The organism is Enterococcus devriesei, assembly GCF_001885905.1.
GTDB lineage: Bacteria > Bacillota > Bacilli > Lactobacillales > Enterococcaceae > Enterococcus_A > Enterococcus_A devriesei.
On record NZ_JXKM01000005.1, the window covers coordinates 30667 to 57665 of the forward strand.

The following is a 26999-nucleotide window of genomic DNA, read 5'->3' on the forward strand; positions in this document are numbered from 1 at the left end:
CTATTATAATCGACATATTTTTCTTCATCAATAGACCTTGTTGCTTCGTTAAAACTAAAAAGCTGTTAGAACCGCTTAATCGGTCTAACAGCTAGTATTAGTCTTGCTCTTTCATTGCCGCTTTTAGTGCTGCGGCTAACGGGCTTTCTTGTGGCTCCTCTTGATCATTGATCTTCTTCAACAGGCGCCGTTCTTCGTGCTTGGTCATTTTTTTCGAACGTTCTTTTTTATCTAACATTTTTTCTGTTGTTCCGTCGTATTTGCAGCGGAAGTAGGAACCATTCTTCCCATCAATGATCTCCATCTTACGATGACATTGTGGGCAACGGTGATTGGAAACCTTCGGATCTTTGCGGCGGCGATACGTACATTCTGGATTGGTACAGATAAAGATTTTTCCATCGCGAGTATTTTTTTCGCGTAACGGTGAGCCGCACTCTGGACATTTTTTGGCGGTAATAGAGAAGTCTTGATATTTTTTATCACTATGCTTGACTTCACTGACTAATCTTTTTGTGTCCGCTTCGATCTCTTGCAAGAATTGTTTGCTGCTGTACTTTCCGGTGGCAATCGCTTCTAATTGTTTCTCCCATTTCTCCGTTAATTCTGGCGTTACTAATGAAGGATTGACTAGCTCTAGCAGCTGTTTGCCCTTTGGTGAGACTTGCAAGCCGCTATTGGTACGCTCCATCAATTCGGACTTGATCAGCTTTTCAATGATTTCCGCACGAGTTGCCGGTGTTCCTAAGCTATGCTTCTCCATCTGGGCTAGCAATGTGCCTTCGTTCAAAGGCTTCGGCGGCGTAGTCAACGCTTTTTCAATCGTAAAATTTGGTACGACCTTCATGCCTTCTGAAAATTGAATCGCTTTTTTATCAGCTTCAACTGGTTTCCAGCCAGCTACCAACACTTTATTTTGGCGGAAGGTGAAACTCTCTTTGTCAAAAGTCACTGTCACTTTTTGTTGGCTTTCTTTATGCGGTTCCGCAAACAAACCTAAGAAACGCGTAACGATCAGATTGTAGATTCGTTGTTCGTCGGTAGATAATTTTTCATACCGAGGCCGTTGTTCCGTTGGCAATAATGCGTGATGGTCGGTGACTTTGCTGTCATTAAAGACTCGTTGTTGTTTGACTTGCGCCCCATTTTTGATATAACTTTTGACCTCTGGCGCAAAGTCTGCGACTGCTTGTAGCCGTTCTTTCATCGTCGCCTTCATATCGTTCGTCAAATATTTACTGTCGGTTCGAGGATAGGTCACGATTTTATGCGTTTCATATAAGCTTTGAACCAGTGACAAGGTTTTTTTGGCAGAAAACTGGTAGCGGGCATTGGCTTCTCTTTGGATTTCAGTTAAATCATAAGGCAGCGGCGCCGGCTCTACTTTTTCCTTCTGACTAATCTCTGTAACCGTACCTTTTTGTTTTCCTAGCTCTTTGACTAATTGCTCGGCATCTGCTCGTTCAGCGATGGCATAAGGATTTTTTTGGTTTAATTTAGTTTTTTGTCCCTCGACTTCTAAAGAAATCACGTAATAGCTTTGAGGACGGAACTTTTCGATTTTCTTTTCTTGCTGACGAACCATCGCCAAGGTCGGTGTCTGTACCCGGCCGGCAGAGAGGCTGTCTTCATATTTTACCGTCAAGGCCCGCGTTACATTCAAGCCCACTAACCAATCCGCTTTTGCCCGTGCTAAAGCAGAATAGTATAAATTATCATATTCTTTGGCTGGTTTCAGCTGTTTGAAGCCGTCTTTGATAGCTTTAGTGGTCTGAGAAGAAATCCATAACCGCTTAACGGGCTTTTCAAATCGAACATACTCTAAGATCCAGCGAGCAACTAATTCTCCTTCACGACCAGCATCGGTGGCGATCACTGCCTCCGAGATATCTTTACGCTTCGCTAGTTGTTGAATCGCTTTTAATTGTCCACGAGTTTTTGGTAACGGGGTAATCCCGATCTGCTTTGGAATCATCGGTAATGTTTCCATTTGCCAACTTTGCCATTCCTTGTTTAGATCCTCTGGCATTTTTAGACTCAATAAATGACCAAGGGCCCAAGTCACGACAACATTGGGTCCTTCGAAATAGTTTTTATTCTTTTGTGTAGCGTTAAGCACCTTGCTCAAGTCTCTTGCAACACTTGGCTTTTCCGCTATAATTAGCTGTTTCATAAAATTCCTTTCTGCTGTCAACCGTCAACGGCTGTTCGTCTTTTAATAGAGCTAGGCCCCAGTACTGTTGTAAATAGTCATCACACTCTTCACACCAGCGTTCATCCTGCTCTTTCCAAAATGCACTTAAAAAATTTTGTTTTGCGTTACTATATGTATTGGTATTTCGGAGCTCATTCCAGCGATTTTCGTAATAATCGACCGCCTCATCTAAGGAATCAAAGCTTGCCGTTTCTTGGATATCTGCCTGCCACTCTTCAAAGAACCACCAAGGTTCATTATCGCCATACATCGTGATTACTTGATACATCCTCGACCCTTCTTTCCACCTCAATCATAAGTACCTTGAAATAAAAATTCAAGAAATATGTTTTCAGCTGAAACAAAATCAATAAAAAGCTCGATATCTAAAAAATTATTCTCGAAAAAATATTGCTTTTTTCTTAATTCTATCCTAACACAACGCTGGAAAATTTAATATCCCATCTCGTGGGGTTATAATGAAAAACGATTATGGAAATTTTTTGAAAGAAGGCTATTATCAGTTTGAGTAAGATCAAAAATAAATTGTTTCAACCTCGCGCTACTTGGCAAAAAAACCTAATTGTTTTATGGTTTGGTACCTTTATGGCCGGCATCGGTTTCAGTTTAGTGATGCCCTTCATGTCTTTATACATAGATTCATTAGGCAGCTATACGAATCAACAGCTAAACTTTTGGAGCGGCATCACCTTTTCTTCGACCTTTTTGATTACCGCAATCGTGTCTCCACTTTGGGGTAGGCTAGCCGATCAAAAAGGGCGAAAATTAATGTTGTTACGGGCTTCCCTGGGTATGGCTATCGTCATTAGCTTGATGGGTACGGTCGGTAATGTGTATCAATTAATTGGATTACGTTTGTTGCAAGGTGTTTTTTCCGGCTACATTAGCAACGCCACCGCTCTAATTGCGACTGGAACACCGCGCGAAAAAAGCGGACAAGTACTTGGCACCTTAGCCACCGGTGCGGTCACCGGAAATTTACTGGGGCCATTAGTTGGTGGCGTCACGGCTTCGATCTTTGGCTATCGGCTAACCTTCTTTATCACCGGTGGGATTTTATTCTTAGTCTTCATCCTTAGTCTATTATTTGTCCACGAAGAATTTACACCTGTTGAGAAAAAAGACATGGTGCCAGCCAAACAAATCTTCCAAAACTTAAAATATCCTCATGTCGTGATTGGAATGTTTGTGACTACCTTAATCATTCAAGCTTCGAATAATTCCATTAGCCCGATCATTAGTCTGTATATACGGCAATTGATGCATGGGCATGGCAACGTCACTCTCGTCAGTGGTATTATCGCATCGATTCCTGGGATCGCCACTTTGATCGCAGCACCCCGCTTTGGACGGTTAGGCGATCGCATCGGCAGTGAGAAAATTTTAGGGATCGGTTTGATTTTTGCTATGTTGGTCTTTTTACCGATGTCGATCGTAACCAATGTTTGGCAATTAGCCTTTCTCCGTTTCTTAGTCGGAATCTCTGACGCTTGTCTATTACCAGCGGTACAAGCACTGATCACCAAATATTCTCCTCATGATGCCGCTGGAAGAATTTTCAGTTACAACCAATCCTTCCAAGCCGCGGGAAATGTTGTGGGACCAATGATTGGTTCGAGTGTTTCTTCCATCTTTGGTTATCGCGGTGTCTTTATCTCGACGTCCGCCTTAGTTTTAACTAATTATCTGCTGGTCCATCGCAACACAAAAGAAATCGCGGAGAAAAATCAACAAGCTCAAGAAACTCATTAATCGTTAAGACTTATTAATGGCAACTTTTTCGTTAGTTTTTTATACTATTAATGATAGTGATACTAATGAAAGAAGTGAAGATCATGCTTGAAGGACAATTAAAGTTTTTAGACTTTTTCCTAAACAACACGATTGAAGGAAAACAAGAAGAAGCAAAAGCAATTTTAGTTAAGAGCTTTGCTGATCAAGAGACCAATAATTTAAGCTTAGAAGAATTTAAAAAGCTACAAGAAAAATTATTTCCTTTAATCAAACCAGAAAAACTAAATGAAGTAAAAGTTGCGATGGCTCATTTTGCACAAAGCCTAGCATAAAAAACGCGGGAACCTTCAATGAAGGTTCCCGCGTTTTTTATGCTTAAATATATTGTAACTCTTTAGCTGCTTGATAGGCGTGATCGATTAATCCGCCACCAAGACATTCCATACCATCGTAGAAAACGACTGCTTGTCCGGGAGTAATAGCGCGAACAGGTTCATCAAAAATAACCTCTGCTCGATCGCCGTCTAATAAACGAACAATCACTGGCAAGTCTTGTTGACGATAACGGAACTTCGCTGTACATTTAAATTCTTTTGGACGGTCTTCGCTAGTAGTAAAGTGGATCTCGCTAGCATCTAAGCTTGTAGCGTACAATGCTTCATGATGGAAACCTTGTCCTACATATAAAGTATTGGTTGCTAAGTCTTTGCCGACTACAAACCAAGGCTCTTGCGTTTTTCCGCCGCCGCCGATGCCTAGGCCTTGACGTTGGCCGATCGTATAATACATCAAACCATCATGGGTACCTTTTTCTTCACCATCAAGTGTGACCATCTTGCCTTTTTTAGCAGGCAGATAGTTGCTTAAGAATTGTTTGAAATTCTTTTCGCCGATGAAGCAGACTCCAGTTGAATCCTTTTTCTTTGCGGTTGCTAAGCCTGCACGTTCAGCGATTGCACGAACTTCTGGCTTTTGCATGCCACCTAAAGGAAACATCGTCTTAGCTAATTGTTCTTGCGATAATTGGCTCAAAAAATACGTTTGGTCTTTATTATTATCGACGCCTCGTAACATGTGAACGACACCATTTTCATCTTTTTCGACTTGTGCGTAATGGCCAGTTGCTACGTAATCCGCTCCTAATTCCATCGCGTAATCTAAGAAAGCTTTGAACTTGATCTCTTTGTTGCACATCACGTCAGGATTTGGTGTGCGGCCTGCACGATATTCCGCTAAGAAATATTCAAAGACCCGATCCCAATATTCCTTTTCGAAGTTGACAGAGTAATAAGGAATGCCAATTTGAGCAGCGACTTTCGCCACGTCCTTATAATCTTCTGTCGCGGTACAAACACCATTTTCATCAGTGTCGTCCCAATTTTTCATAAAAATGCCGACTACATCATAGCCTTGTTCCTTTAACAACAAAGCTGTTACAGATGAATCGACGCCGCCGCTCATTCCTACGACGACTCGTGTGTTGCTGTTAGACACAGTATCACCATCATTTCAATCTAGATTCCGAAAACTCTACGATTTGAAGGTCGCAACTTTTCAGTAAAACGAATTATACAACATAAATCTTAAATTTTCGATAGATTTTTCTTCTAAAGCGCTTCCTGATTGTTTTTTTGTATCGTTTGTATTAATATAGATAATACAAAGGAGGTTAACGAGATGATTTTAGAAATTGATCCTCATTCGGAGGAACCGATTTATTTACAGTTGCGCAAACAAATCATTCTTGGCATTGCTCGTGGTGAATTAGCGCCGAACGAACAATTACCAACAGTCCGTCAATTCGCCGATGAACTGGGTGTCAACACCATGACTGTCTCGAAAGGCTACCAGCAACTACGAGAAGAAGGCTATTTATTAACCGACCGTCGCAAAGGGACCATTGTCTCACCTTTACCTGTACACCCAAAGAAAAACAGCGAGGAAAATTTGACCCTCGTCTTAGCAGAGCTTTACTTGGCTGAACCCGACGACCAAAAGTTACAAGACAAAATTGAAACAATCTTGAACTCCTTTAGAAGGGACGAAAAACAATGATGGCTCCTATAATTTTAGGCATATTGATTCTGTGTAACGTGATTATGGCTTTTGTTAGCGCGCTAGCCGCAAAACCTCATAACTATGTAATTATTGAAAATACTTTTCCAGCAGATAAAATCAATGATCCACAAGTTCTTCATTTTTCAAAAAGCTACCGTAAGCGTCAATTCCAACTAGCGCTTATTTTATCACTTCTTGATCTAATCTTATTGCTTCCTATGAAAGACTCCAGCTTCATGCTGCTTTTCTTCTTGCTTTTGTATTTAACGATCGGAGCGAATTATTTTATTATGCTCCGTTATATACGTAAAGGACATCAATTAATCATCGATAACAAATGGCAGCTACCTACCCAGCCCATTCAAATCGACACGAAACTCGTCTTGAATAAGAATCGTAAGCTAGTATCACCTTGGTGGTTTCTTTTAACGTTAGGCTTGAATCTCTTATTCAGCTTTCTGTTATATCGCCAAGAACTAGGCTCATTGATCTGGATTCTTCTTGTGACGAATTTAGGTGTTTGGCTGACACTACTAGTGACTTGGTGGGTGATTCGGCGGCTACCGGTTCGCTCCTTGACCGATGATCGGAAAATCAATCAGCAATACAATGATTTGACAAAATTTTATTGGTCAAGTCTCTCCGTCTTTTTAAGTGTTATTCTTAGCGTGCTGATCTATATCCCCTTATTAACAACAACGATCAGTCCCAACTATTTTACTTTCTTGATGGTCGTTGAATTTGCTTTGATTTTTTTCTTTTGCGGATCAACGATTTGGTGGCTGTTCCGGCTTCGTCAAAAGCAAGACCAATTACTGACTCAATCAACCACTGTGCGTTATTCTGGTGATGATTATTACTGGCGCTATGGGATCTATTACAATCCGGATGATCGACGATTGATGATTCCCGATCGAATCGGGATGAATATTTCTGTCAACCTCGGCAGAGTTGGCGGCAAAATTTTTATGGGGCTCCTTCCAATCATTCTGGTTTTGGCGATGCTAGTTGCCGTCGTTCCCTTGTACGTCTTGGACTATCATCCAAACCCGTTGACCTATGAACTAAAAAATGAAACCTTGCTGTTAGACGGTCCCTTTATCAAGGAGAAAAAGATTCCCTTGAATCAGATCGAAGACGTTGCCTTAGTTGATCACTTGCCCACACGCAGTGTTCGGACAAGTGGCTTAGCCACCAATAACTACGCCACCGGCTATTTTCGGATGGATGGCAAATCGTCCGTTCTATTTATCGATCACAGTTCAAAACCGATTTTAAAACTCGTGACCAAAAAACGTGATTACTTCTATACAAATAAACAGCCTATGGAAACGAAGAAACTTTACCAAGAAATCCAAGCTGAAAAATAAGAAAAAGCATCAGGACTAGTCCTTTAAAAGAGCTAGTCCTGATGCTTTTTGTCATTCCACTGTTCCGATTTGATTTGGTGGCCAAAAGACAAATTTCACCTTCGTCAAAACCTTTTTCTGATCGATCATTCCAATGGTCCTACCATCCTTTGAATTCCGCCGATTATCCCCTAAAACAAACAGCTTACCTGCCGGAACTCTTTCATAGCCAAATAAACTAGTCAAATCAAAATCTTCCGTCAATAGCTGATCGTCAGTCAAATCATTTTTGAATTCGCTTAAATACGGCTCGTCATATGCTTCGTCGTTAACAAATAGCTGGTCATTTTCATAGCGGAGACTGTCCCCTGATACGCCGATCACTCGTTTGACGTAATCGATGTCGGGATCATCAGGCGCGGGAAAGGTGACGATATCGAACCGTTTGATTTCCGTATTTTTAACCCGAAGATTCGCTCGCCATCCTTCAAGGTTGGATTCATTGAATCTCCCAGCGCGACAACAGGCGAAAAAACATAATAACGCAAGCCGATTACAGCCGCGATTACCAGCGTGTAATAAAAAATTGTTTTTCTGATTTCTTTGGCCTTCATTGAATCTCCCTCATTTTTCTTTTAATTTACCATATTTTCTAGGATAAGAGTACAAACAAAAAATCAATTGCAGATAAAGCAGTTGATTCTTCGGCTTTTCGTTATTGTAATTTTTTTACTTCGACTTCTTTGACTGCGGCGATTTCATCAATTAAATTTTCTGAAATCGGTGTGCCAAAAGGTAGTTTATTTTTCAAAAAGTCCCGTTCCGGTGCGTCCACTCCGACATTGATATCTTCAGCGATGGGCATACTATAGTTATGAATGTGTCCGTGAAGATTACGAATGTTCAAGGTTTTTCCTAAGAGCATTGGGTAATGCGTCAAATAATACTGATGATGATTAAATTTGACGATCGCTCCCACATCTTGAAATTCAAACTTTGGCTCACCATTTTCCATTCCCGGATCATGCTTCTCAAGATACCTAAAAAAAGTCCGGGAATCGTGGTTTCCCTTAATGAACACAATTTTTCCGCTTAATTGCACTAATACCGTATAGATCTCGGCAAAGCCCCGTTCATACTGAGGATGCATCGCCACATCACCTAAATGATAGACGGTATCCTTTTCATTTACGACTGCATTCCAAGCATCAACCATTTGCTGATTCATCTCCTCCACCGAATCAAACAGGCGGGGGGCGAAATCATTGTCACCTAATAGGTTTTCATGAAAGAAATGGGTATCTGAAATAAAGTATTTCATTTTTATCACCTACAAACGTTTTCGAATTCTTTCCTTTATTTTACCACCACTCTAAAAAAAATGCCCTTTTACAGCTAATGAAAAAAACAAGGCCCCTAGACTCGGTAGCCTTGTTTTTGCAATAGTGCTTGGTATTTTAATTTAATGATCGTAATGACTGTTTCCAGTTGGGTTAGGTCCTCGACCTTAGTAGTATCGAACTCCTTGTTGCGAGTAAAGGAATTTTCGGTATCGATTAAATGGAAAACTTTGTTCCATTTTTCGAATTCTGATAAATTATTTAAATTAGCGATAGGAAAGGCCGATCCCTCATAAATCTCCCATAGACGAAAAATTAAAAAGGCAGTATCCACGATTTCCACGTCCGCTTTTTTTTGACTACAAGGCACTAGTACTTTCTTAGGATTATAAGTTAAGTACCAATCTAACAAAATAAAAAATGCTTCCCAACGATACGGGTCACGAAACATTTTTTGCGTGTCCGGCATATCGCGAAAAATCAATGGGATAAAATAATTTTTCTTATATTTTAGGCAAGGAATCGCGTCGATAAAGTAATCGACATAACGAGTCAAATAACTATTGCCTTTGTAATCGCTAATATAATAATCTTCCACACCATAGACTTGGAATTCTTTTGTCAAATTGGCGCAGTCCTCAATCGTGACAGTCAACCCCGACAAGAGACGGAAATCTGAAATAATTTTATGGTGCTCGATTGTATGCATCTTGTGAAGCAACTTCTCACCTTCATTCCAACAATTTATATTGTTAGTGTACCATAATCTTAATCAGTTGAATCTCTTCAACCTCAGAATTATTGAAAAAAAAACTGAAATTAGCGAATTAATCCGATGTTTATAAGAAGATAGAAAGTCATCTACCAGCCAGCACCTTATTTTATCGTTATTTCTAGTAACAAAAAAACCAAGACATTAAAATGTCTCAGTTCTATTTTGGCTTGCTAAATTTCTTCTTTTACAAATAATCCACGATCAATCATGCCATCCAGCAAGAAGTAAAACTTTTCTTGGACCATTTCTTGTTTGTTGTCTTTGAAAATATCCACCGCTTTTAAGCCATTCCCCGTCGTTACAGACATTTTTAACGTGCTGATGTCTTTGGCTACCGTAATTTTTAATTTGAAGCCTTCTTTGCTTTGGGGTGTCGCTTGTAACGGACGAATCAATTGGAAATTCCCTGAACTCGTTTCAGTAAATCCATTGTCCCGCAACGTATATTTTTTTGCTGTTGGCGCTAGCGCGTATTGGAACTTGGCTCCTTTGACTGTCGCAGTTTTTGAAAATGCCATTTGCTCACCTCATCATAGTTTCTGATTTTATTTGGGCGCTCTTTTTTTATGGAGCGTCCGTCTTTTTCTCATATCTAATTATAGAGATAAGTAGCCCGCTTTTCAATCTACTTTGTTAGTTCTTGCAAACTAGCAACTAATTGTTCCGCAAATTCCTCGACTTGCTGCAGCGTATTTCCATAACCGAAGCTTACTCGCAATGACTCTTTGATTTCTGGCGCATTTTTGCCGTACAAGGCTTCTAATACATGGGAAGGATCGATCGTTCCCGCTGTACATGCCGAACCGGTTGAAACAGCGATGCCTCGTAAATCTAGCTTCATTAACAGTAAATCATTCGAAACGCCATTAAAACGGAGATTTAAAACATGTGGCAATTTATTTTCCAAATCGCCATTGACTTGATAAACAATGCCGGCTTGATCCAACGTTGTTAGAACCGTCTGCGTAAATTGTTCGTACAGAACACGGCGTTTTTCCCGTTCCTCTTCCGTCAAAACTTCCACAGCTTTTGCCATTCCACAAACACCCGCAAGATTTTCCGTTCCTGCCCGGCGCTTTTCTTCTTGTTCACCGCCTCTTAACAGTGGCGCTAATCTTGCTTGATCGCTTTTAAAAAGAAAACCCACACCTTTTGGTCCGTTGATTTTATGAGCTGAAATACTTAAAAAATCAATTCCTAGCTCATGAGGCCGAATCACTTGATTGCCATAAGCTTGGACAGCATCCGTATGAAAATAGGCTGGATGATCCTTTAAGCGTTCACCGATCTCTTTGATAGGCATTAAATTTCCGATCTCATTATTGCCATACATAATTGAAACTAAAATTGTATCTGGCCGTAAGCTAGCTTCAAAATCAGCCATTGAAAGATTCCCTTGACGATCGACTGGCAAATAAGTTACCTCAAAGCCTTGCGTTTCTAGGAATTTCATCGTATTCAAAACTGCCGGGTGCTCAATTTGCGTCGTAATTAAATGCCGCCCTTCGTTCTTACGCCCTAAAGCTGTTGACAAAATAGCGGTATTATCGCCTTCAGTGCCGCCGCTATTAAAAATAATTTCATGATATTTAACGCCTAAGCTCTTAGCAACAACTTCCCGAGCCAATTCCAATTTCCCAGCAGCTTGACGTCCGTAATGATGGATACTCGATGGGTTGCCAAAGGTTTCTGACATGACTTCAGTCATCGTCTTGATGACCTCTGGATGCATCGGACTGGTTGCCGCATGATCTAAATAAATATTTTCCACTATTATTCGAACCTTTCTCCGATTTTTAGGATTATTCTAGCACAGTTCAAAAGACTCTACAAAAAAAAGGGCGCTACTGCCCTTTTACTCAAAATCTTTCTTTTCCATCGTAAACAATGGACTGACAGATTGATCTTGATGAATGCGTTTGACTGCTTCACCTAACAAATCTGAACAACTGATGATAGATAATTTTTCTGGATGTCTCGCAGGGTCGGTTGAGACCGAATCAGTAATACAAATATCCTTGATATCCGCGGCATCCAAATTTTCTTTGGCTGGCGGTGATAATAGCCCATGAGAGGCACAAGCAACGACCTCTTTTGCGCCGGCCTTCATCAATGTTTTAGCCGCATTGGAGAAAACTTCTCCGGTATTTAAAATGTCGTCTACCATGATACACGAACGTCCTTCGACATCACCGATCACATAACCCGAATCAGGATCGTTTTCTTCCGCTGTATCGACAATCGCGATCGTTGTATCTAAATACTCTGCCAGACTGCGGGCCCGTTGGACACCACTATTTTTTGGCGAAACAACGACATAATCATCGCCAACCATTCCGCGGCGACGATAATAATGAGCAAACAACGGCATCGTAAATAAATTATCGACTGGAATATCAAAGAATCCTTGCACTTGCACCGTGTGTAAATCAAGAGTCAATACTCGCGTTGCACCTGCGTTTGAAAGTAAGTTGGCAACCAATTTTGCGGTGATCGGTTCATGAGGTTTGGCCGTACGATCTTGACGTGCATAGCCATAATAAGGTAACACGACATTAATCGTCTTCGCACTCGCCCGTTTTAACGCATCGATCATGATTAATAATTCTAAATAATAATCATTCACTGGTTCATTAGTCGATTGAACTAAATAAACATCAAATCCACGAACTGTCTCTTCTAAGTTAATGGCGATTTCTCCGTCACTAAACTGCTTCACCGTGCTTTTTCCTAATGGCACTCCACAAACAGCGGCAATTTTTTCAGCTAAAGGTCGATTTCCGTTTAGGCTGAAAATCTTAAATTTATCATTACTTTCTTCTGACATGGTGTCCCTCCAAGTATTTTGGTAACCTCAGTTTAACATATTTTTGTTGGTTTGCTGTAGATTTTACTTTTTGTTGAAGCGGTTATGCATTAGAACTATTTTCTCTAGAGCCGTCTCTTTGTACAGTCAAAGAAATCGTTCCGTTCGCCCAAGCGGCGGGAATGATTTTATCAACGTTGCCCCAATTGTCATGAATTTTGAAAAAACGTTGTCCCTCAGCCGTTTCTAAAAAACCATGAGCAACTACCCAATGATTGTTGTAGGTACTACCGAATATTTTTAACAGGCCAATCATAACCGGCTCGCCAGCTAAAATCCGTTTCGTTACTCGCTGCCAGGCACCTAAAGTCGTTATCCGCGCACGGTAAGGTACTTGATAGCGGCGAAAATAATGATTCAGGCCTACAGCGATTTGAAGTGGGACCGTCGGCAGATCAAGTGGCTGCAATAGCGGGCGCAAACTGTTTACTAAAACATCGGGCGCAAACTGCTGCGGTTTTCTGATTTCAGCGGACAGGCAAGCGGCATCGAGGTTATCTTGCCAATAGGCCAATAGGACGCTACTGGCATACGTTCCGCAAAGAAAGCCGCTGGGTGTTTTCCACGTGCGATAGTTTTCAAAACTGTTTAACTCGATCCATTGATTGATTGGATAGGTCATTTCATCACCGCCAAATCATTTTATTTTGAGTATTTTCCAAAACTATATCATAATATAGGAGATATCTTATCTGCTTTACAGTTTATCAGAAAAAGGTACAGAATCTGTAAAGCTCTTACTTATTCATGCATAATAAAAATAAAGGAGTCGATTGTTTATGGAGCAAACAAAAATCAAAGAAGATTTGTACGAAGCCGTCAATGGAGAATGGATCAAAACAGCGGAGATTCCTGCTGATAAGCCAGCAACGGGGGGCTTTCAAGATTTAGTGGATGGGGTCGATGAATTACTAATGACCGATACGAAAAATATGCAAGCTGGTTCAGCAAAGATCCCTTCGAAGCTGATGCAAGAATACATTGACTATTTCAAATTAGCCAACGATTACAAAACACGGGATGCTGAAGGTGCAACGCCGATGCTGCCTTTGTTAAAACGCGTTGAAGCGCTACAAGATTTTTCAGATTTGAATCAACAATTAAGCTCTTGGGTGTTAGATGGACTGCCTTTACCATTTGGCTTGGATGTCGACGCTGATATGAAAAATGCCAAAGTCAACGCATTGTTTGCCGCTGCCCCTAGCTTGATCTTACCTGATAAAACCTATTATGAAGCGGATCATCCCCAGGCTCAGCAACTCCTGACAATCTTTAAAGAAATGACGCTGCAATTATTCGCCTTGGCTGGCTATGATGCTGCTTACGCTGAAAAAATGACCGAAGAGGCCTTGCACTTCGATCAATTACTAGCCCCTCATGTAAAAAGTGCAGAAGAAAATGCGGATTACAGTAAAATGTACAATCCCGAAAGCGGCGAAGACTTTGTCGCTCACAGCAGCCAGTTGCAACTAAAAGAGCTGATCGAACATTTAATCGGTGTGCTGCCGGAAAAAATTATTGTGACTGAACCGGCCTATTTCCAAAAGCTGGATGAATTAGTCAATCCCGAAACCTTCCCACTAATGAAAAGCTGGATGCTGGTCATGACTTTAAATGCTTTGACCGGTTATCTTAGCGAGGAATTTCGCCAAGTTGGTGGGACTTACGGCCGTGCGCTTTCTGGTGCACCAGAAGCTCGTCCACAAGAAAAAGCAGCTTATTACCTTGCTTCCGGCCGCTTCGATCAAGTCGTAGGCGATTATTACGGCAAACACTATTTCGGTGAGCAAGCGAAAAAAGATGTTCGCCAGATGGTGGAAAGTATGGTAGGTATTTATCAGGAACGCTTAAGTCAAAATACTTGGCTTAGTCCTGAGACTCGGGAAAAAGCCATCGTCAAGCTGAGAACCTTAGGCATCCATGTTGGCTATCCTGATACGATCCCAGCAATCTACAGTCAATTTCATGTCGAAAAAGATCAACCTTTACTACACAATGCGTTGCGCTTCAGCCGTTTAAGTCGCGAAGATCAATTTGCAAAATGGAACCAATTGGTGGATCGTGAGGAATGGGAAATGAGCGCCGACACAGTAAATGCTTATTACCATCCCTTCAGAAATATCATCGTTTTTCCAGCGGCAATTTTACAAGCGCCTTTTTACAGCTTAGAACAATCCAGCAGCCAAAACTTTGGTGGGATCGGGGCGGTGATCGCTCACGAAATTTCCCACGCCTTCGATAATAACGGTGCGCTATTTGACGAGTTCGGTAATCTAAATAATTGGTGGACCGAGTCTGACAAAAAACATTTTCAAGCATTAGCCGACGACATGATCGCCGAGTTTGACGGTTTAGAGATCGCTGACGGCAAGGTCAACGGCAAACTAACCGTCTCTGAAAATATTGCCGATGCTGGCGGATTGAGCTGCGCGCTAGAGGCCGGAAAAAAAGAAGATCAGGTAGATCTTGCCGCCTTCTTTATTAATTGGGCAACGATTTGGCGGATGAAAGCTCGCCCAGAGTATACTCAATTATTATTAGCAATCGACGTCCATGCACCAAATAAGTTGCGGGCAAATGTCCAAGTAAAGAATCTAAAGGACTTTTATCAGACCTTCGACATTCAACCAACAGATGCAATGTACTTAGCACCAGAAAAACGAGTCAGCATTTGGTAATTGATTTCTTTACAATAAAAGAGAGGACTTCAAAAAATGAAGTCCTCTCTTTTTGTTCGTTTCTAATGGCCTTTTTGATACGACATAAAATATGGGAAGGATACAAATGCTACCCCGCCGACGATGTTGCCAAAATATACGGGAATGATATTTGCCAAGAAGGCTGAAAGTCCAATATGACCTTCAATCATCGCATCAGATAATACAAACATATTAGCGACGCTATGCTGGAAGCCTAACAAAACAAAAATCATGATTGGAAACCAAATACCAATCATTTTTCCAGCAGAATCTTTACACCCGTAACTTAACCAAACCCCTAAGCCAACGAACCAATTACAACCAATCCCAGAGACAAAGGCTTGCAACGGGGTTGCCGCAAGTTTGGCATCTGCCACAACCAACATCTCATGTAGATTAGCGCCATTTCCGGTTAAGCCAACCACATGACCAAAGAAAAAGGCCACAAAGATTGCTCCAAGCAAATTCGCGAATGTGATGATCAGCCAATTGTTTATTACTGCCTGCCAGCCAATTTTTTTATTCAACCAGGCCATCGAGACAGCCACCATGTTTCCTGTAACTAGTTCTCCGCCGGCAAGTAAGATAACAATCAGTCCAATCGGGAAAACCGAGGCTCCTAATAAAGTTCCCAAAAAACTAAGTTCTTCTGGCGTCGTTGCAACGATTTTCATATAGGACACATAGCCTAATGAGATCATCGCTCCTCCAATGAAGCCTAGCAGCACTTTTGCCACTAGATTTTTTTCCACTTTTTCAATACCTTTTTTACTACAAATTTCCGCTGTCTCGCTTGGCGTATACATGTAACTCCCACTTTCTTCAATCATTTTCTCAATTCATTTCCTTATCTTACTATTTTATTCACAAGTTAAAAAGAGGATTTCCTAAAAAAATAGCTCATTTTTAACTAGCCCAAAATGAAAAGATTGTTTCCTTTTCATTTCTGTGCTACTATTTTTCACGGAGGTCATCCTCCAAAAATAAATCAGAGTAGGAAATAAAGCGTTAAGTGCTGGAAGGATGGGATGTTGCCTTCTGGACGAAAGACTTAGTCTGCGGTTTTATTTTCGCATTCGCTGCATGAAGATGTAGCAGCTCTATAAGGAGATGCTAGGAATGAAGAAACACCTCGATGCTAGAAGCATCACAACGATGGCGCTTTTGATCGCCATGATGGTCACTTTGTCTCGCCTATTAGGAATCGAGACGCAATTTCTCAAAGTCAGTTTTACCTTTATCCCAGAGATTATTATGGGCATGCTATTCGGCCCATTTTGGACAGGGATTGGTTCGGTGATTGCTGATTTTATTGGAATGTCGCTTTTTGCTAAAGCACCGTTTTTTATCGGCTTTACCATTAATGCCTTTCTTGAAGGAGCGATCTATGGCTACTTCTTTTATAAGAAAGAGATTACTTGGAAAAACTCGATCCAATCGGTTCTCGTTACTACGATCGTGATCAACTTGATCTTAACCCCCCTGTGGCTGGCAATGATGTATCATGTCCCACTAAATAGCTGGGTGATTTGGGCACCACGCCTAATCAAGACCGTGATCTGGATTCCAATCCAAGCGATCATTACCTATTTCTTAGGTGGCGTATTACCTTATAAACGCTGGGTAGCAAACTTCAAGCGCGCCCATTAATCTTTGAGAAATAGTTACGTTATTATTTTGTAGTTATTTCTTTCACACAAAGAATCCCTTAAAAGACTTGGCTCAATTTGAGTACAAGTCTTTTTTTGTATTTATTTTTACAAGCATAAAAATCGCTATTGGTTATGGAAAGCGCTATGATTGAAAAAATTTTAACAAGAAAGCTGGGAGAAACATGAAAAACTCTGAGATTTTACTCGTCCCTAAAGACCGTTCCCTTTATTTTTTCCCTGCCTTATCAGATATTGCTGTTTGTTCAGGGAAAGAGCTACTTACAGCCAGTAATGATTATCTCCGCACGTACTTGAAAGACTTTCAATTAATTATATTTTTAGACTATGCTTTTGATCCAGCGATGGCCGCACGCATTCGCCCCTTTACCAATGCCAAAATCGTTCTGTTTTTCTGGAACCACTTTAAGCTGGAACATTATCGCTTATTGAACGCCGCGCAAAAGGAACCGGCGATTGATGAAATCTATCACTTTGATCCATTAGAAGCCCGGGATCTTGGGCTAATTCACAATAGCTCCTTTTACACTTGTTCAGTGGGAAGTCCTTTACAACATTGTGATTACGATATTTTCTTCGGCGCCAATGACAATGGCCGCAAAGAACAAGCCTTAGAATTAAAGAAACGCTTTGAAGCGTTGGGGCTTTCGACGTACTATCACATCTTGCCAAAGCGGGGAAATGAGCAGGCCGGTTATTTGCCTTACGAAGATTATCTGAAACTCGTTAAAAATAGCACCAGTATTTTAGAAATATTACGGGCTGGTCAATACGGTGTAACCCTAAGAACCTTTGAGTCGCTCTTCTTGCAAAAAAAGTTAGTCACCGCCAATGAGATGCTGCCCTTTTATCATCTGTATGATCCCCGCAATATGTTTCTGATCACTCCCGATTTAAGCAAACTGACGGCATTTTTAAATATTCCTTATCAACCCGCCGACAAAACGCTCTTGGATTTTTTTGAGGCCGAAACTTGGGCCCGCCGCTTCGTAGACTATGATCCGAAAGTTTTTGCCGAATATGAATACTATCCCGAATTGATGGAGCATGAGAGCGCGTTGTAAAGGAGACAAAAAAATAGCTCGGACTTTTCATATAGAAAGGTTCGAGCTATTTTTCAAATTATTTATTCGCGCGTTTTTGATACGTACCTTCTGTTGTATTGATTTCCAGCATTTCGCCTTCTTCAATAAAATCAGGAACGTTCACAACTAGGCCGGTTTCCATTGTTGCTGGTTTGCCTGAGCCTGTAACTGTTGCGCCCTTGATTGAAGGTTGTGTTTCAACTACTTTCAGGACCACTGTTGTTGGCGGTGTTAAACCAATTACCTCGTCACCGTAGAATTGAATTTTTACTTCCATGTTTTCAAGTAGATATTTCATTTCCGCTTCGATTGTTGAAATTGGTAATTCATATTGTTCATAGGTTTCAAGGTCCATGAAGATTGCCACATCATCTTGGCTGTATAAATATTGAACCGCTTTTGTTTCCATCATCGCTTTTTCAAATTTTTCATCAGGACGGAAAGTTGTGTCATACGTTGAACCTGAGCGAACATCACGTAGTTTCATTCGCATAACTGTATTTCCCTTACCTGGTTTGTGGTGGCTGGCATCTAGAACTTTGATCAATTTTCCGTCTTGAATAAACGTCATACCGGCACGTAAATCGCTTGCTGCAATCATGAATAAACACTCCTTGTTCTTAATTAATTTTTATTTTTTTAGAATTTCTTTGATTCTTCTACTGATTAAAAAATTCATTTTCAGTCAAAAAATCGTCTTCTACTACATAAAATGAACCTCATTCATTGTAGCAAATAACCCTTTCAGTTACTAGGAAAAAATTGCTTGTCTAAACTGTTAGTAAATCATTTTACTGCTCGTACTCGGAAAAATTTTCGTTTAGGCAGTTGATTCAAGGTCACTTCTAACGAGGGGCCCATTACTAATAGAACGATCAACGTTCCCAAACCGATGTGACCGCCTAATAAAAAGCCCGTTAAGAAAAAAGTCGCGTCCAATAGAATCCTCGCCGTCTTAACCGTGCTGTGCAATCCTCGCTTGATCAGAATCATTAATGATTCATAGGCAGCCGAACCCGCATCGGCTAATAAATAGATTCCTGTCCCAATCCCAAAAACAATTGATCCTAAAATGATCGAAGGATATTCCGTTCCCTTTGGAATCTGATGCAGCAGTCCTAGCCAATCCAACAAGTTTAGACAAAAGCCCAAACCAAAACTATTGATCAGACTGCCAAAGCCGATCATCTTGCGATCATAGAAAAAAATAATCACTAAAACGATTCCATTAAACAGCATACTTATCGTTCCAAATTTCAAGGATACGTGCTGTAGAATTCCTAATACTAAGGTACTAATAGCGTCAGCACCTAACCCACTGACCACGATCAAGCGCACGCCAATTGCCGCGATAAAGGTTCCTATCAGTGCGAATAATAATTGTTTCCCTACTTTTGCTTTAATCGGTGACTCCTCACTTCCATTTTTTATGTCTAACCTTTCTAAAACCAAAAAACGGCAAAAGAAAGGCATCAAACAAGGTATGTTTGATGCCTGAAATTTTATCCTAGTTCCATTCTTTCTTAAAACGTGCTTTGTAGGCGTTGAAACGGTCAACTAATGGAACTGCCGCTTCTTTGATGGCACAATATTTATCAACCATCGTTACGATGTAGCCTTCTTTATATTTCGGAGGAGTAATCGTTGCGCCCCACATATGCTTAATAATGATGTCTCGTTCAAGGTCGGATAAGTCCGTGATTTTTTCTGCGTTTTTAACCGCGATACGGGGATGCATGTAAGCATGCGATCCTTCATCAAATTTCGTTGTCCGCCAATCGTAGTAGAACAAATCATGAAGCAAACCGGCACGAGCAGTTGCTCTTGCATCGCCATTAAATTGTTTTGCTAATTTATAACTATTAAATGAAACACTGATTGAGTGTTCCAAACGAGTTGAATTCATATGTTGGGTATAATTTGCTAATTTTTGGACTTCTTCGGTAGCTAGTAAATCCTCAATATAAGAAACGTATTCCTCGTCATCACGCCAGTTTTCGGTCATGGATATAAAGCCCCTTTTCTTTGTCTCTGTCGCATATTATAGCACGTCTCAGAAAAGTTGGATAGGCTTCCAAGAGGAGATTGTTGAAGTTTAACAGTTCCTTAATAACAGTTGCCAAATGGTAAAGACTTATTCAAGTAAATGGAACATCAGGATGCCCGCTGCGATTCCCACGTTCAAAGATTCTGCTTGTCCTTTAATAGGAATATACAGATTTTGATCGGTCAGCGTTAGTAATTCCGATGTCATTCCTTGCCCTTCGTTGCCCATTATCAAAGCAAAATCTGACAGTCTTTCAACAGCTAAATATTCTTTTGCTGCTTTATCTAGGGCTGTTCCAAAAACTTTTTTCCCAGCTTGCTGCATCATTGGAACGATTTCCAATAGATCGCCGCTTTTAACCGATAAATGGTACAAGCTTCCTTGGGTGCTGCGCAGTGTTTTTTCATTGTATAGATCCGCACTCCCTTGACCTAAAACCACACCAGCAAAACCAGCCGCATCCGCCGTGCGAATCATCGTTCCAACATTTCCCGGGTCCTGTACATGATCCAAAAGTAGCCAAGCGCCAGCAAAAGCCTCAGACTGTTCCTTCGGCATTTCTGCTACGGCGATCATTCCCTGTGGTGTTGGTTGCGTCGTTAAGGCCTTTAACACCTCATCGGAAACTAAATAATAATCAGTCAAATACTCTTCAATCCAATCCGACCATTCCTTTAATCCCCGCTGACTGATAAAAATTTCTCGTAAGACTACCTTAGCCTTCACCGCTTCTTGAATTAAGTGAAAACCTTCCAATAGGTAGGTCTGCGTTTGTTGACGATATTTTTTTTGCTGCAACTTTTTGGTTGCTTTGATTAATTCATTTTTACTTGATTGGATTTCTTTCAAGCTGTCACCTCATTTAATTTGTCTACGCTGTCTTTCTCCGTCTGTCATTATAGCACGCGAATTCTTGTAAGAACTAGTAAAACTCGTTATCATGTAAGGTAAGAAAATATTTAATAGGAGGTTTTTCTAATGAAGATGCACTTAAATGTAACTGGACGCGTTCAAGGCGTCGGCTTTCGCTATACAACCTATCAAATCGCGATTGAAATCGGCTTAACGGGTACGGTTAAAAATGAAGATGATGGCAGCGTAACGATCGAAGCAGTCGGTACGAAAGAACAATTAGACGAGTTTCTAGAAAAATTAAATAAACCGAAAAATTCATTTGCCCGTGTCGATCATATCCAGCAATACGAAGATCCAAGCATCACCGATTTTAAACAGTTTAAGGTCGTCTATTAAAAAATTGACAAGGTTCTCTGCTTTTTCCGAATTAGATTGAAAAGGCTTGGGTTATCTAGTATAGTAATTCCTGTATAAATTTTTATTAGCAGAGGAAGAAATAAATGAATAAATTTAAAAATTGGCTTTTAGGTTCGGGGCTTTTAGGTGCCGTTATCCTACTTTCAGGCTGTGTCCGCTCAGATAAAAACGGAAACCCGGATACATCCGGTCTCGTTTATCGGATGTTAGTTGTTCCCTTAGAAAACTTTCTAAATTGGATGGTCCAAAATTTCAATTGGTCTTACGGTTTGGCGATTATTGTCTTAACAATCATCGTTCGTTTGGTTATCATGCCTTTAGGGATCAATCAATCGAAGAAATCTTTGATCCAATCAGAAAAAATGCAATCGATCAAACCACAAATTGATGCTGCACAAGCAAAAGTTAAAGCGGCGTCAAACCAAGAAGAACAAATGGAAGCACAGCGTGAAATGCAAGCTGTCTACAAAGAAAACAACGTCAGCATGATGGGTGGCATGGGCTGTCTGCCGCTACTGATCCAAATGCCGATTTTCTCTGCTTTGTATTACACAGCACGTTTCTCTGAAGGCATTCAACACTCGACCTTCATCGGCATCGATTTGGCAAAACCAAGTTATATTTTAGTAGCTGTTGTCGGGGTCGCATACTTGTTGCAAGGGTATATTTCACTCATCGGAATTCCTGAAGAACAAAAGAAAACGATGCGCAGCATGATGATCGCTTCGCCTCTTATGATCGTCTTCATGTCCTTCACTTCTCCAGCCGGAGTTGCGTTGTACTGGGTAGTCGGCGGGATCTTCAGTTGTATCCAAACCTTTATCACAAACGTTTTGATGCGCCCACGGATCAAAGCACAGATCCAAGAAGAGCTTAAAAAGAATCCACCAAAACAAGTGGTGACAAAGCCAATCAAACAAGCTGAACCGATCAATCCAAAACAAGTCAATCAACCTAAGAACCAAAATAAAAACCATAATAATAAAAACAACAGCGGACGAAACGCTGGCAAACAACGTAAATAAAAGTAAAAACCATCGCTCTTCGGCGATGGTTTTTACTTTGTCCTGATTGACTATCTCAAAATATCGATCAAGTCTTTTTTAGCTGCTTCAGAGGCAGGCATGACAGAAAATAGCAGACCTATTGCGCTTGAAACACCGACAGCCAACGAGACAGTAAATAGATCCACGGACACCGAAATATCCATCATTTTACCGATTCCATAAGCCACCGCCATTCCTAACAGATAACCAATAATTCCGCCGACTAACGTCAAGGTCATTCCTTCTAATAAAAATTGCAGGCGAATTGCGCCTCGCGTCGCACCCAGGGCACGGCGAATTCCAATTTCTTTGGTTCGTTCAGAGACCGAGATATACATCATATTCATCACACCAACCCCGGCGATAAATAAAGAAATACCCGCAACTGCACTAATGAAAAGCGTGATACTGCTTAATACTTGACTGATTCCGTCAGTCATCATCGCCATATTGGAGACTTGATACTCTCCCTGCTGTCGCATCGCTCCAGCTTCTTGCAATTTTTTGATAGCTTTATCCGCGACTTTATTCAACTGACTACCACTGGCTAAAGTTAAGACCACCGAACTTGTGTATTGCTCATTGCCAAAAAAGTGGCTGTAGGTTTGACGAGGAATTTGAATTTTAGCTTCTCCCATCGAGAACATGGTCTCGCCCTCACCAGATGGAAAAACCCCAACGATCGTAAAGACTTGATTGTCTAAGTTGAAGCCACGACCCACCGCAGCTTTCGCTGAGCCAAATAAGTCTTTGGCTAAGGAAGAATCAATGGTCACGACTTTGCTTTGTGTTTGATTATCATACATCGAGATCGAGCGGCCATAGCGAACCGCTTTGCCCTTTTTAGCAACGACGGCGATACGATAGTTTTTCGTCTTATCTTTGACCTGAACATCCTTATAAATATAAGAAAGATCATTTTTGGGATAGGCAACCGCTTCGACGCCTTCGACATTTTTCAACAAACTAAAATCAGAAGCTTGGATCATATCGATGTTGGAGGAATAAAGGGCGTCATTTCCCGGAACAAAATCAATATTCACTTCTAATTTTTCCGAATCATTTGCCGTCAAACTTTCGATTGTGTCTCGTTCAAAGCCACGCCCTACCGACAAAATAGCGATTACTGCAGCAATTCCAATAATTATCCCAAACATCGTTAACGCACTGCGTTTTTTATTTTTAAAAATAGAGCCTAAGGAAGAGCGCCAATTCACATAAAATTTCATGCTTCAATCACCGCCCTGTCTTCAGTGATCGCTCCGTCTCTGATACGAACGAGCCGGGTACAATAAGGAACAACTTCGGGATCATGAGTTACTAAGAAAATCGTCGCCTGATCACGGCGATTTAATTCCTTAAACAGCTCCATAATTTCATTGGACGTATGGGTATCCAAAGCTCCCGTCGGTTCATCCGCGATAATGAATTTCGGTTGATTAATCAGCGCGCGGGCGATTGCCACCCGCTGCTGCTGTCCACCAGACAGCTGCCGGGGATGTTTTTCCGCCTTATCGGCAATCCCAACTTTTTCCAATACGGCCATGACTTTTTCTTTCGTTTGATGAAAGCCGTAGCCATTATAAAGTAACGGCAGCTCGACGTTTTCATAAACGGTATAATTTTCAATCAAGCTAAAATTTTGAAATACAAAACCAACCATTTGATTCCGGGTTTTTGACAAGCGATCATCCGTCGTAGCCACCAGATTTTCTTCTTCAAATAAATACTGTCCTTCAAATTTTGTATCGATGAAACCTAATAGATTGATCAGCGTTGATTTTCCAGAACCAGAAGGACCCATGATCGCGATCATTTCTCCGGCATCCGCTTTTAAGTTGATATCTTTTAAAACATGGAGGGATTCTTCATCGTTACGGTAATATTTATTAATATGCTTAAGTTCGATCATTTAATCCACCGCCACTTCCTGACCATCTCTTAATGACTTGTCTGGATTAGAAATAATTTTGTCTCCATCTTTGAGGCCATTTTTTAATAGGAAGTAGTCGCCTTGATTCTCTGCTTGAACCGTCACTTCTTCTACCTTGCCTTTGCGATAGGCAAAGACGTATTGGGTTTCCCCGGTCTTTCTCACGGCTTTTTTAGGCAAACGAATCTCATTTAACGGCAAGACAACCTGAACATTGTAGCCATATTGTAAATTTTCTGCCGGCTTTACGATAAAACTATAGTTGGATACCGAGCTCGCCGTGCTGCCAGCTGCTCCAGCTTGCCCAGCGGCCTCACTTGCTTGGTCCGGCAGCTTGTTGATATGCGTAATTGTTCCGCCGATTTCTTGATTCGTTGTAATCGGCTTAATCGTAACTGCCGCATCTTGATGAACCTGTGGATAATCATATTCCGAGGCTTTGGCCTCGATCGTCACATCATTACTGACAACTTTTACAACTGGAACAGACGGATCATTTTTTCCTTTTTCATTGATGTAGGCAATTCCCGCGGTTGCACTTGTTACCGTTGAACTGACCTTTCCACGAATTGTATTGACGCTTTGATTAGCCGAACTTAACTCCACATTCGCACTTTCTAGCGCTTGTCTGGCTTGTACAACGGCATCATTTGCTGCATCCACACTACTTTCATACTGTGTTTTCTCTTGCTGGTATTGCTCTTTTTTTGCTGCGCCGTCTTCGCTATTAGCATCCGTATTATTATAATTCGTCGTCGCAGTATTTAATTTTTGCTGTTCTTTGGCTTGCTTGTCTTGGGCGATTGCTAACATTTCTTGCGCGTTGCTAACTGCTAAATAAAGCTTGTCTAAATTCGTACTTTGCTCGTCCGCTTGCTCTTGATACTCATTGTTGGTATAACTTAGCAAGACAGTCCCTGATGCGACCTCTTGCCCGTCTTGAATATTTATTTCAGAAATCTTTCCTAAGGTTTGATCAAAATAATAATCCTGTGTGTGGGTTGCTTGTACGATTCCGTTAAAGGTCAACGGATCGGATTTTTTTAATACGACTGTTTGATACCCACTGCTTGCTTCATTTTTAGTTGACTTCATACGCGAGTAAACGAAAGCTCCGATAAATAATACTAAAACCAGTACCCCCGCGATAATACTCCAACGGATTCTTTGCTTCTTTGTTAATTTTCTTTTTTTCATCGACTATTCCTCTGGCTCTGCTTTGAATAAATGGACAATCACTAAAATAGCAGGTAACAAGAAAATTAATTGAAAGACCATCCCAACAATCGTCGTAATCAAAGAAATATCCATTCCCTCTACTTCCATCTTCGGTTGCATCATAAAAGCAATAGCTGCGCCAAGAATACTCCAGCCAATATTGATATAATAAGGTAGCTTAGTCGGTGCGATCTGATCCGCCAATTTTTTATTAGCAATAAAATAGAAAATAACTAAAGCGATTGAAATCACTAACGAAAGAATTGAAATGGTCTTCACTAGTGGATTATTCAAATAATCAAACATTTGTTGACCATAATCTCCCATCACTTTATAATCACTCAATTTGGGATTTAGTGACTTAGGCAACCCAATTACTCCTGTTACAACTGACAACAATCCTAAAATAATTAAAATCATATTCCACGTCTTTGCTTTTTTCAAATGCTTTTCCATCTAATCACTCCACTTCAACTATTTTCATTACTTTATGAAAGTCATACGACAACCCTAAAAGATAATTTCATAAAATAATTAATATTATACTACTTGCAGATAGCCCATTAAAGATGATTTCAAAAAATTGTTCATTTTATCACAAAATAATGATTAAAAAATAGCGAGGCTGTTTGCAGAGTTTCACTAAAAAAAATTGACAGCTTTTTAAGACTGGATTGTCTGTAGAAAAATTCATCCAATCAATGCCCTATCGTTAATTACTCTTTTGCCCTCGTAAAAAAATAGAGTTGATGAACCGCCGAAGGCTGATTCATCAACTCTAATACCCTTATAACCCGTACGGGATTTGAACCCGTGCCTCCGCGCTGAGAACGCGGCGTCTTGACCCCTTGACTAACGGGTTGTTTTAACACATTGAAAAGTATACTGCTAAATTATTTTTTTAGAAAGTGTTTTGCCTTTTTTTTCTTTGATTTTCCATATATGCGTTTATTTATTCGTTTATGTTGTTTATATAGTTATTAAGTGTATAATAGATTGTGTATTCAAGTTTCTGATTTACCCCTTCAAATAAATTACTCAGAGCTTACTAGGAGGACTTATGAATCTATCACAAAGGCAAGAAAAAATCATCGAGATCGTAAAACGTGAGCAGCCTTTAAGCGGTGAAAAAATCGCCGAGCACTTAGAGATTTCACATGCTACTTTACGAACAGACTTATCCTTCTTGACGATGGCTGGTATTTTAGAAGCCAGCCCCAAAGTCGGCTATACCTATACAGGTGTGGGAATCGAACAATTTTTATTCGACAAGATCTTTTCGGTAAAAGTGGAAGAAATTATGTTATCGCCGCTTTTGACCCCACAAGACACGTCGATCCACGACGCGATTACGAATATGTTTATGTATGATGTCGGTTCCATCTATGTGACGGATAAAGAACAACAGCTGGTTGGTCTATTGTCCCGCAAAGATCTATTACGCGCATCCCTCAACAGCAATCTGCAAAATACGCCAGTAGCTGTCGTAATGACTCGAGCGCCTCATTTACAGACTTGTACCAAGGATTTTACCATTTTAGAAGCGGGCGCTCTCCTACTTGATTATCAAGTCGATTCGCTGCCGGTCGTTAGTGAAGAAAATCCGAAAAAAGTCATTGGCAAGATCACAAAATCACGAATTTTTAATTATATTATGCAGCAAGCGAAACAAACGGAAACCAATCGATAGGA

Annotated in this window: 28 protein-coding genes, 1 tRNA gene, 1 pseudogene and 1 riboswitch; of the genes and pseudogenes, 10 read left to right on the forward strand and 20 right to left on the reverse strand. The window is 40.7% G+C overall.

The window, feature by feature from the left end; all coding sequences use genetic code 11:
* Positions 1 to 97: 97 nt before the first annotated feature.
* Entirely contained in the window at positions 98 to 2173 is a 2076-nt protein-coding gene (locus RV00_RS08535) for a DNA topoisomerase III (protein ID WP_071862192.1), read from the reverse strand.
* The gene (locus RV00_RS08540; RefSeq protein ID WP_071862193.1) at positions 2112 to 2483 is read right to left on the reverse strand and encodes a DUF1033 family protein; all 372 of its coding nucleotides are present in this window, start codon (positions 2481 to 2483) and stop codon (positions 2112 to 2114) included. Before RV00_RS08540 ends, RV00_RS08535 begins: the two co-directional genes overlap by 62 nt.
* A gap of 236 nt (positions 2484 to 2719) precedes the next feature.
* On the opposite strand from RV00_RS08540, the gene RV00_RS08545 reads away from it, so the two are divergent.
* Together RV00_RS08545 and RV00_RS08550 are read left to right on the forward strand one after the other, a co-directional pair.
* A complete protein-coding gene (locus tag RV00_RS08545) occupies positions 2720 to 3967 on the forward strand; it encodes a multidrug efflux MFS transporter (protein WP_071862194.1) in 1248 nt (415 codons plus the stop codon).
* Between the two features lie 83 nt (positions 3968 to 4050).
* Positions 4051 to 4281: a hypothetical protein gene (locus RV00_RS08550; RefSeq protein WP_071862195.1), complete on the forward strand. Its 231-nt coding sequence runs from the start codon at positions 4051 to 4053 to the stop codon at positions 4279 to 4281.
* Between the two features lie 43 nt (positions 4282 to 4324).
* Here the strand turns inward: RV00_RS08550 and mnmA are convergent, their stop codons facing one another.
* Positions 4325 to 5443, reverse strand: a complete 1119-nt coding sequence (gene mnmA, locus RV00_RS08555; protein WP_071862196.1) for a tRNA 2-thiouridine(34) synthase MnmA — start codon at positions 5441 to 5443, stop codon at positions 4325 to 4327.
* 183 nt (positions 5444 to 5626) lie between these two features.
* Here mnmA and RV00_RS08560 point away from each other — a divergent pair, with 183 nt between their 5' ends.
* A complete protein-coding gene (locus tag RV00_RS08560) occupies positions 5627 to 6004 on the forward strand; it encodes a GntR family transcriptional regulator (RefSeq protein ID WP_071862197.1) in 378 nt (125 codons plus the stop codon).
* Positions 6001 to 7377, forward strand: coding sequence for a PH domain-containing protein (locus tag RV00_RS08565; RefSeq protein ID WP_084133271.1), 1377 nt, complete (start codon positions 6001 to 6003; stop codon positions 7375 to 7377). The genes RV00_RS08560 and RV00_RS08565 overlap by 4 nt, the downstream gene beginning before the upstream one ends.
* A 51-nt stretch (positions 7378 to 7428) precedes the next feature.
* Here RV00_RS08565 and lepB read toward each other — a convergent pair.
* The 7 genes and pseudogenes from lepB to RV00_RS08600 all read right to left on the reverse strand — a co-directional run bounded on the left by lepB (position 7429) and on the right by RV00_RS08600 (position 12959).
* Positions 7429 to 7970: pseudogene (gene lepB / locus RV00_RS08570) on the reverse strand (signal peptidase I).
* Positions 7971 to 8071: 101 nt separating this feature from the next.
* Positions 8072 to 8677, reverse strand: coding sequence for a metallophosphoesterase (locus tag RV00_RS08575; protein WP_071862198.1), 606 nt, complete (start codon positions 8675 to 8677; stop codon positions 8072 to 8074).
* Between the two features lie 95 nt (positions 8678 to 8772).
* Positions 8773 to 9405, reverse strand: coding sequence for a hypothetical protein (locus RV00_RS08580; RefSeq protein ID WP_249024086.1), 633 nt, complete (start codon positions 9403 to 9405; stop codon positions 8773 to 8775).
* Between the two features lie 236 nt (positions 9406 to 9641).
* Complete coding sequence (locus RV00_RS08585) at positions 9642 to 9989, reverse strand: DUF1831 domain-containing protein (protein ID WP_071862200.1); 348 nt, start codon at positions 9987 to 9989, stop codon at positions 9642 to 9644.
* 107 nt (positions 9990 to 10096) lie between these two features.
* Positions 10097 to 11242: a cysteine desulfurase family protein gene (locus tag RV00_RS08590; protein ID WP_071862201.1), complete on the reverse strand. Its 1146-nt coding sequence runs from the start codon at positions 11240 to 11242 to the stop codon at positions 10097 to 10099.
* Positions 11243 to 11326: 84 nt separating this feature from the next.
* Positions 11327 to 12298 (reverse strand): ribose-phosphate diphosphokinase, encoded by a 972-nt coding sequence (locus tag RV00_RS08595; protein WP_071862202.1) that lies wholly within the window; start codon positions 12296 to 12298, stop codon positions 11327 to 11329.
* Positions 12299 to 12380: 82 nt separating this feature from the next.
* Positions 12381 to 12959 carry a hypothetical protein gene (locus tag RV00_RS08600; RefSeq protein WP_071862203.1) on the reverse strand — a complete coding sequence of 193 codons (579 nt, stop codon included), beginning with the start codon at positions 12957 to 12959 and terminating at the stop codon, positions 12381 to 12383.
* A 157-nt stretch (positions 12960 to 13116) separates the two neighbouring features.
* Here RV00_RS08600 and RV00_RS08605 point away from each other — a divergent pair, with 157 nt between their 5' ends.
* Positions 13117 to 15015: a M13 family metallopeptidase gene (locus tag RV00_RS08605; RefSeq protein ID WP_071862204.1), complete on the forward strand. Its 1899-nt coding sequence runs from the start codon at positions 13117 to 13119 to the stop codon at positions 15013 to 15015.
* Positions 15016 to 15077: 62 nt separating this feature from the next.
* On the opposite strand, the gene RV00_RS08610 is transcribed toward RV00_RS08605, so the two are convergent.
* Positions 15078 to 15842, reverse strand: coding sequence for a formate/nitrite transporter family protein (locus tag RV00_RS08610; protein WP_071862205.1), 765 nt, complete (start codon positions 15840 to 15842; stop codon positions 15078 to 15080).
* 181 nt (positions 15843 to 16023) lie between these two features.
* A riboswitch (THF riboswitch) is annotated at positions 16024 to 16120 on the forward strand.
* 35 nt (positions 16121 to 16155) lie between these two features.
* On the opposite strand from RV00_RS08610, the gene RV00_RS08615 reads away from it, so the two are divergent.
* Both RV00_RS08615 and RV00_RS08620 read left to right on the forward strand, forming a co-directional pair.
* Positions 16156 to 16686: a folate family ECF transporter S component gene (locus tag RV00_RS08615; protein ID WP_071862206.1), complete on the forward strand. Its 531-nt coding sequence runs from the start codon at positions 16156 to 16158 to the stop codon at positions 16684 to 16686.
* Between the two features lie 184 nt (positions 16687 to 16870).
* Positions 16871 to 17770, forward strand: a complete 900-nt coding sequence (locus tag RV00_RS08620) for a WaaS/CpsH family glycosyltransferase (RefSeq protein ID WP_071862207.1) — start codon at positions 16871 to 16873, stop codon at positions 17768 to 17770.
* 58 nt (positions 17771 to 17828) lie between these two features.
* Here the strand turns inward: RV00_RS08620 and efp are convergent, their stop codons facing one another.
* The 4 genes from efp to RV00_RS08640 all read right to left on the reverse strand — a co-directional run bounded on the left by efp (position 17829) and on the right by RV00_RS08640 (position 20687).
* Positions 17829 to 18392 carry an elongation factor P gene (gene efp / locus RV00_RS08625; protein WP_071862208.1) on the reverse strand — a complete coding sequence of 188 codons (564 nt, stop codon included), beginning with the start codon at positions 18390 to 18392 and terminating at the stop codon, positions 17829 to 17831.
* A gap of 185 nt (positions 18393 to 18577) precedes the next feature.
* Positions 18578 to 19243 (reverse strand): YczE/YyaS/YitT family protein, encoded by a 666-nt coding sequence (locus RV00_RS08630; protein WP_249024087.1) that lies wholly within the window; start codon positions 19241 to 19243, stop codon positions 18578 to 18580.
* A 55-nt stretch (positions 19244 to 19298) separates the two neighbouring features.
* Positions 19299 to 19796 (reverse strand): HD domain-containing protein, encoded by a 498-nt coding sequence (locus tag RV00_RS08635; RefSeq protein WP_071862209.1) that lies wholly within the window; start codon positions 19794 to 19796, stop codon positions 19299 to 19301.
* 129 nt (positions 19797 to 19925) lie between these two features.
* Positions 19926 to 20687 (reverse strand): TrmH family RNA methyltransferase, encoded by a 762-nt coding sequence (locus RV00_RS08640; protein ID WP_071862210.1) that lies wholly within the window; start codon positions 20685 to 20687, stop codon positions 19926 to 19928.
* Positions 20688 to 20816: 129 nt separating this feature from the next.
* On the opposite strand from RV00_RS08640, the gene RV00_RS08645 reads away from it, so the two are divergent.
* Positions 20817 to 21089: an acylphosphatase gene (locus tag RV00_RS08645; protein ID WP_071862211.1), complete on the forward strand. Its 273-nt coding sequence runs from the start codon at positions 20817 to 20819 to the stop codon at positions 21087 to 21089.
* A gap of 104 nt (positions 21090 to 21193) precedes the next feature.
* Positions 21194 to 22135: a membrane protein insertase YidC gene (gene yidC, locus RV00_RS08650; RefSeq protein ID WP_071862212.1), complete on the forward strand. Its 942-nt coding sequence runs from the start codon at positions 21194 to 21196 to the stop codon at positions 22133 to 22135.
* A 50-nt stretch (positions 22136 to 22185) separates the two neighbouring features.
* Here yidC and RV00_RS08655 read toward each other — a convergent pair whose 3' ends face one another.
* From RV00_RS08655 to RV00_RS08675, 5 genes are all read right to left on the reverse strand, one after another.
* Positions 22186 to 23385: an ABC transporter permease gene (locus RV00_RS08655; RefSeq protein ID WP_071862213.1), complete on the reverse strand. Its 1200-nt coding sequence runs from the start codon at positions 23383 to 23385 to the stop codon at positions 22186 to 22188.
* The gene (locus RV00_RS08660) at positions 23382 to 24068 is read right to left on the reverse strand and encodes an ABC transporter ATP-binding protein (RefSeq protein WP_071862214.1); all 687 of its coding nucleotides are present in this window, start codon (positions 24066 to 24068) and stop codon (positions 23382 to 23384) included. Before RV00_RS08660 ends, RV00_RS08655 begins: the two co-directional genes overlap by 4 nt.
* Positions 24069 to 25286, reverse strand: coding sequence for an efflux RND transporter periplasmic adaptor subunit (locus tag RV00_RS08665; protein WP_071862215.1), 1218 nt, complete (start codon positions 25284 to 25286; stop codon positions 24069 to 24071). It lies immediately after the preceding gene.
* A 3-nt stretch (positions 25287 to 25289) separates the two neighbouring features.
* A complete protein-coding gene (locus tag RV00_RS08670; RefSeq protein WP_071862216.1) occupies positions 25290 to 25763 on the reverse strand; it encodes a hypothetical protein in 474 nt (157 codons plus the stop codon).
* Between the two features lie 334 nt (positions 25764 to 26097).
* A tRNA-Glu gene (locus RV00_RS08675) sits at positions 26098 to 26169 on the reverse strand.
* Between the two features lie 198 nt (positions 26170 to 26367).
* On the opposite strand from RV00_RS08675, the gene RV00_RS08680 reads away from it, so the two are divergent.
* Positions 26368 to 26997 carry a helix-turn-helix transcriptional regulator gene (locus RV00_RS08680; RefSeq protein ID WP_071862217.1) on the forward strand — a complete coding sequence of 210 codons (630 nt, stop codon included), beginning with the start codon at positions 26368 to 26370 and terminating at the stop codon, positions 26995 to 26997.
* The last annotated feature ends 2 nt before the right edge of the window (positions 26998 to 26999 follow it).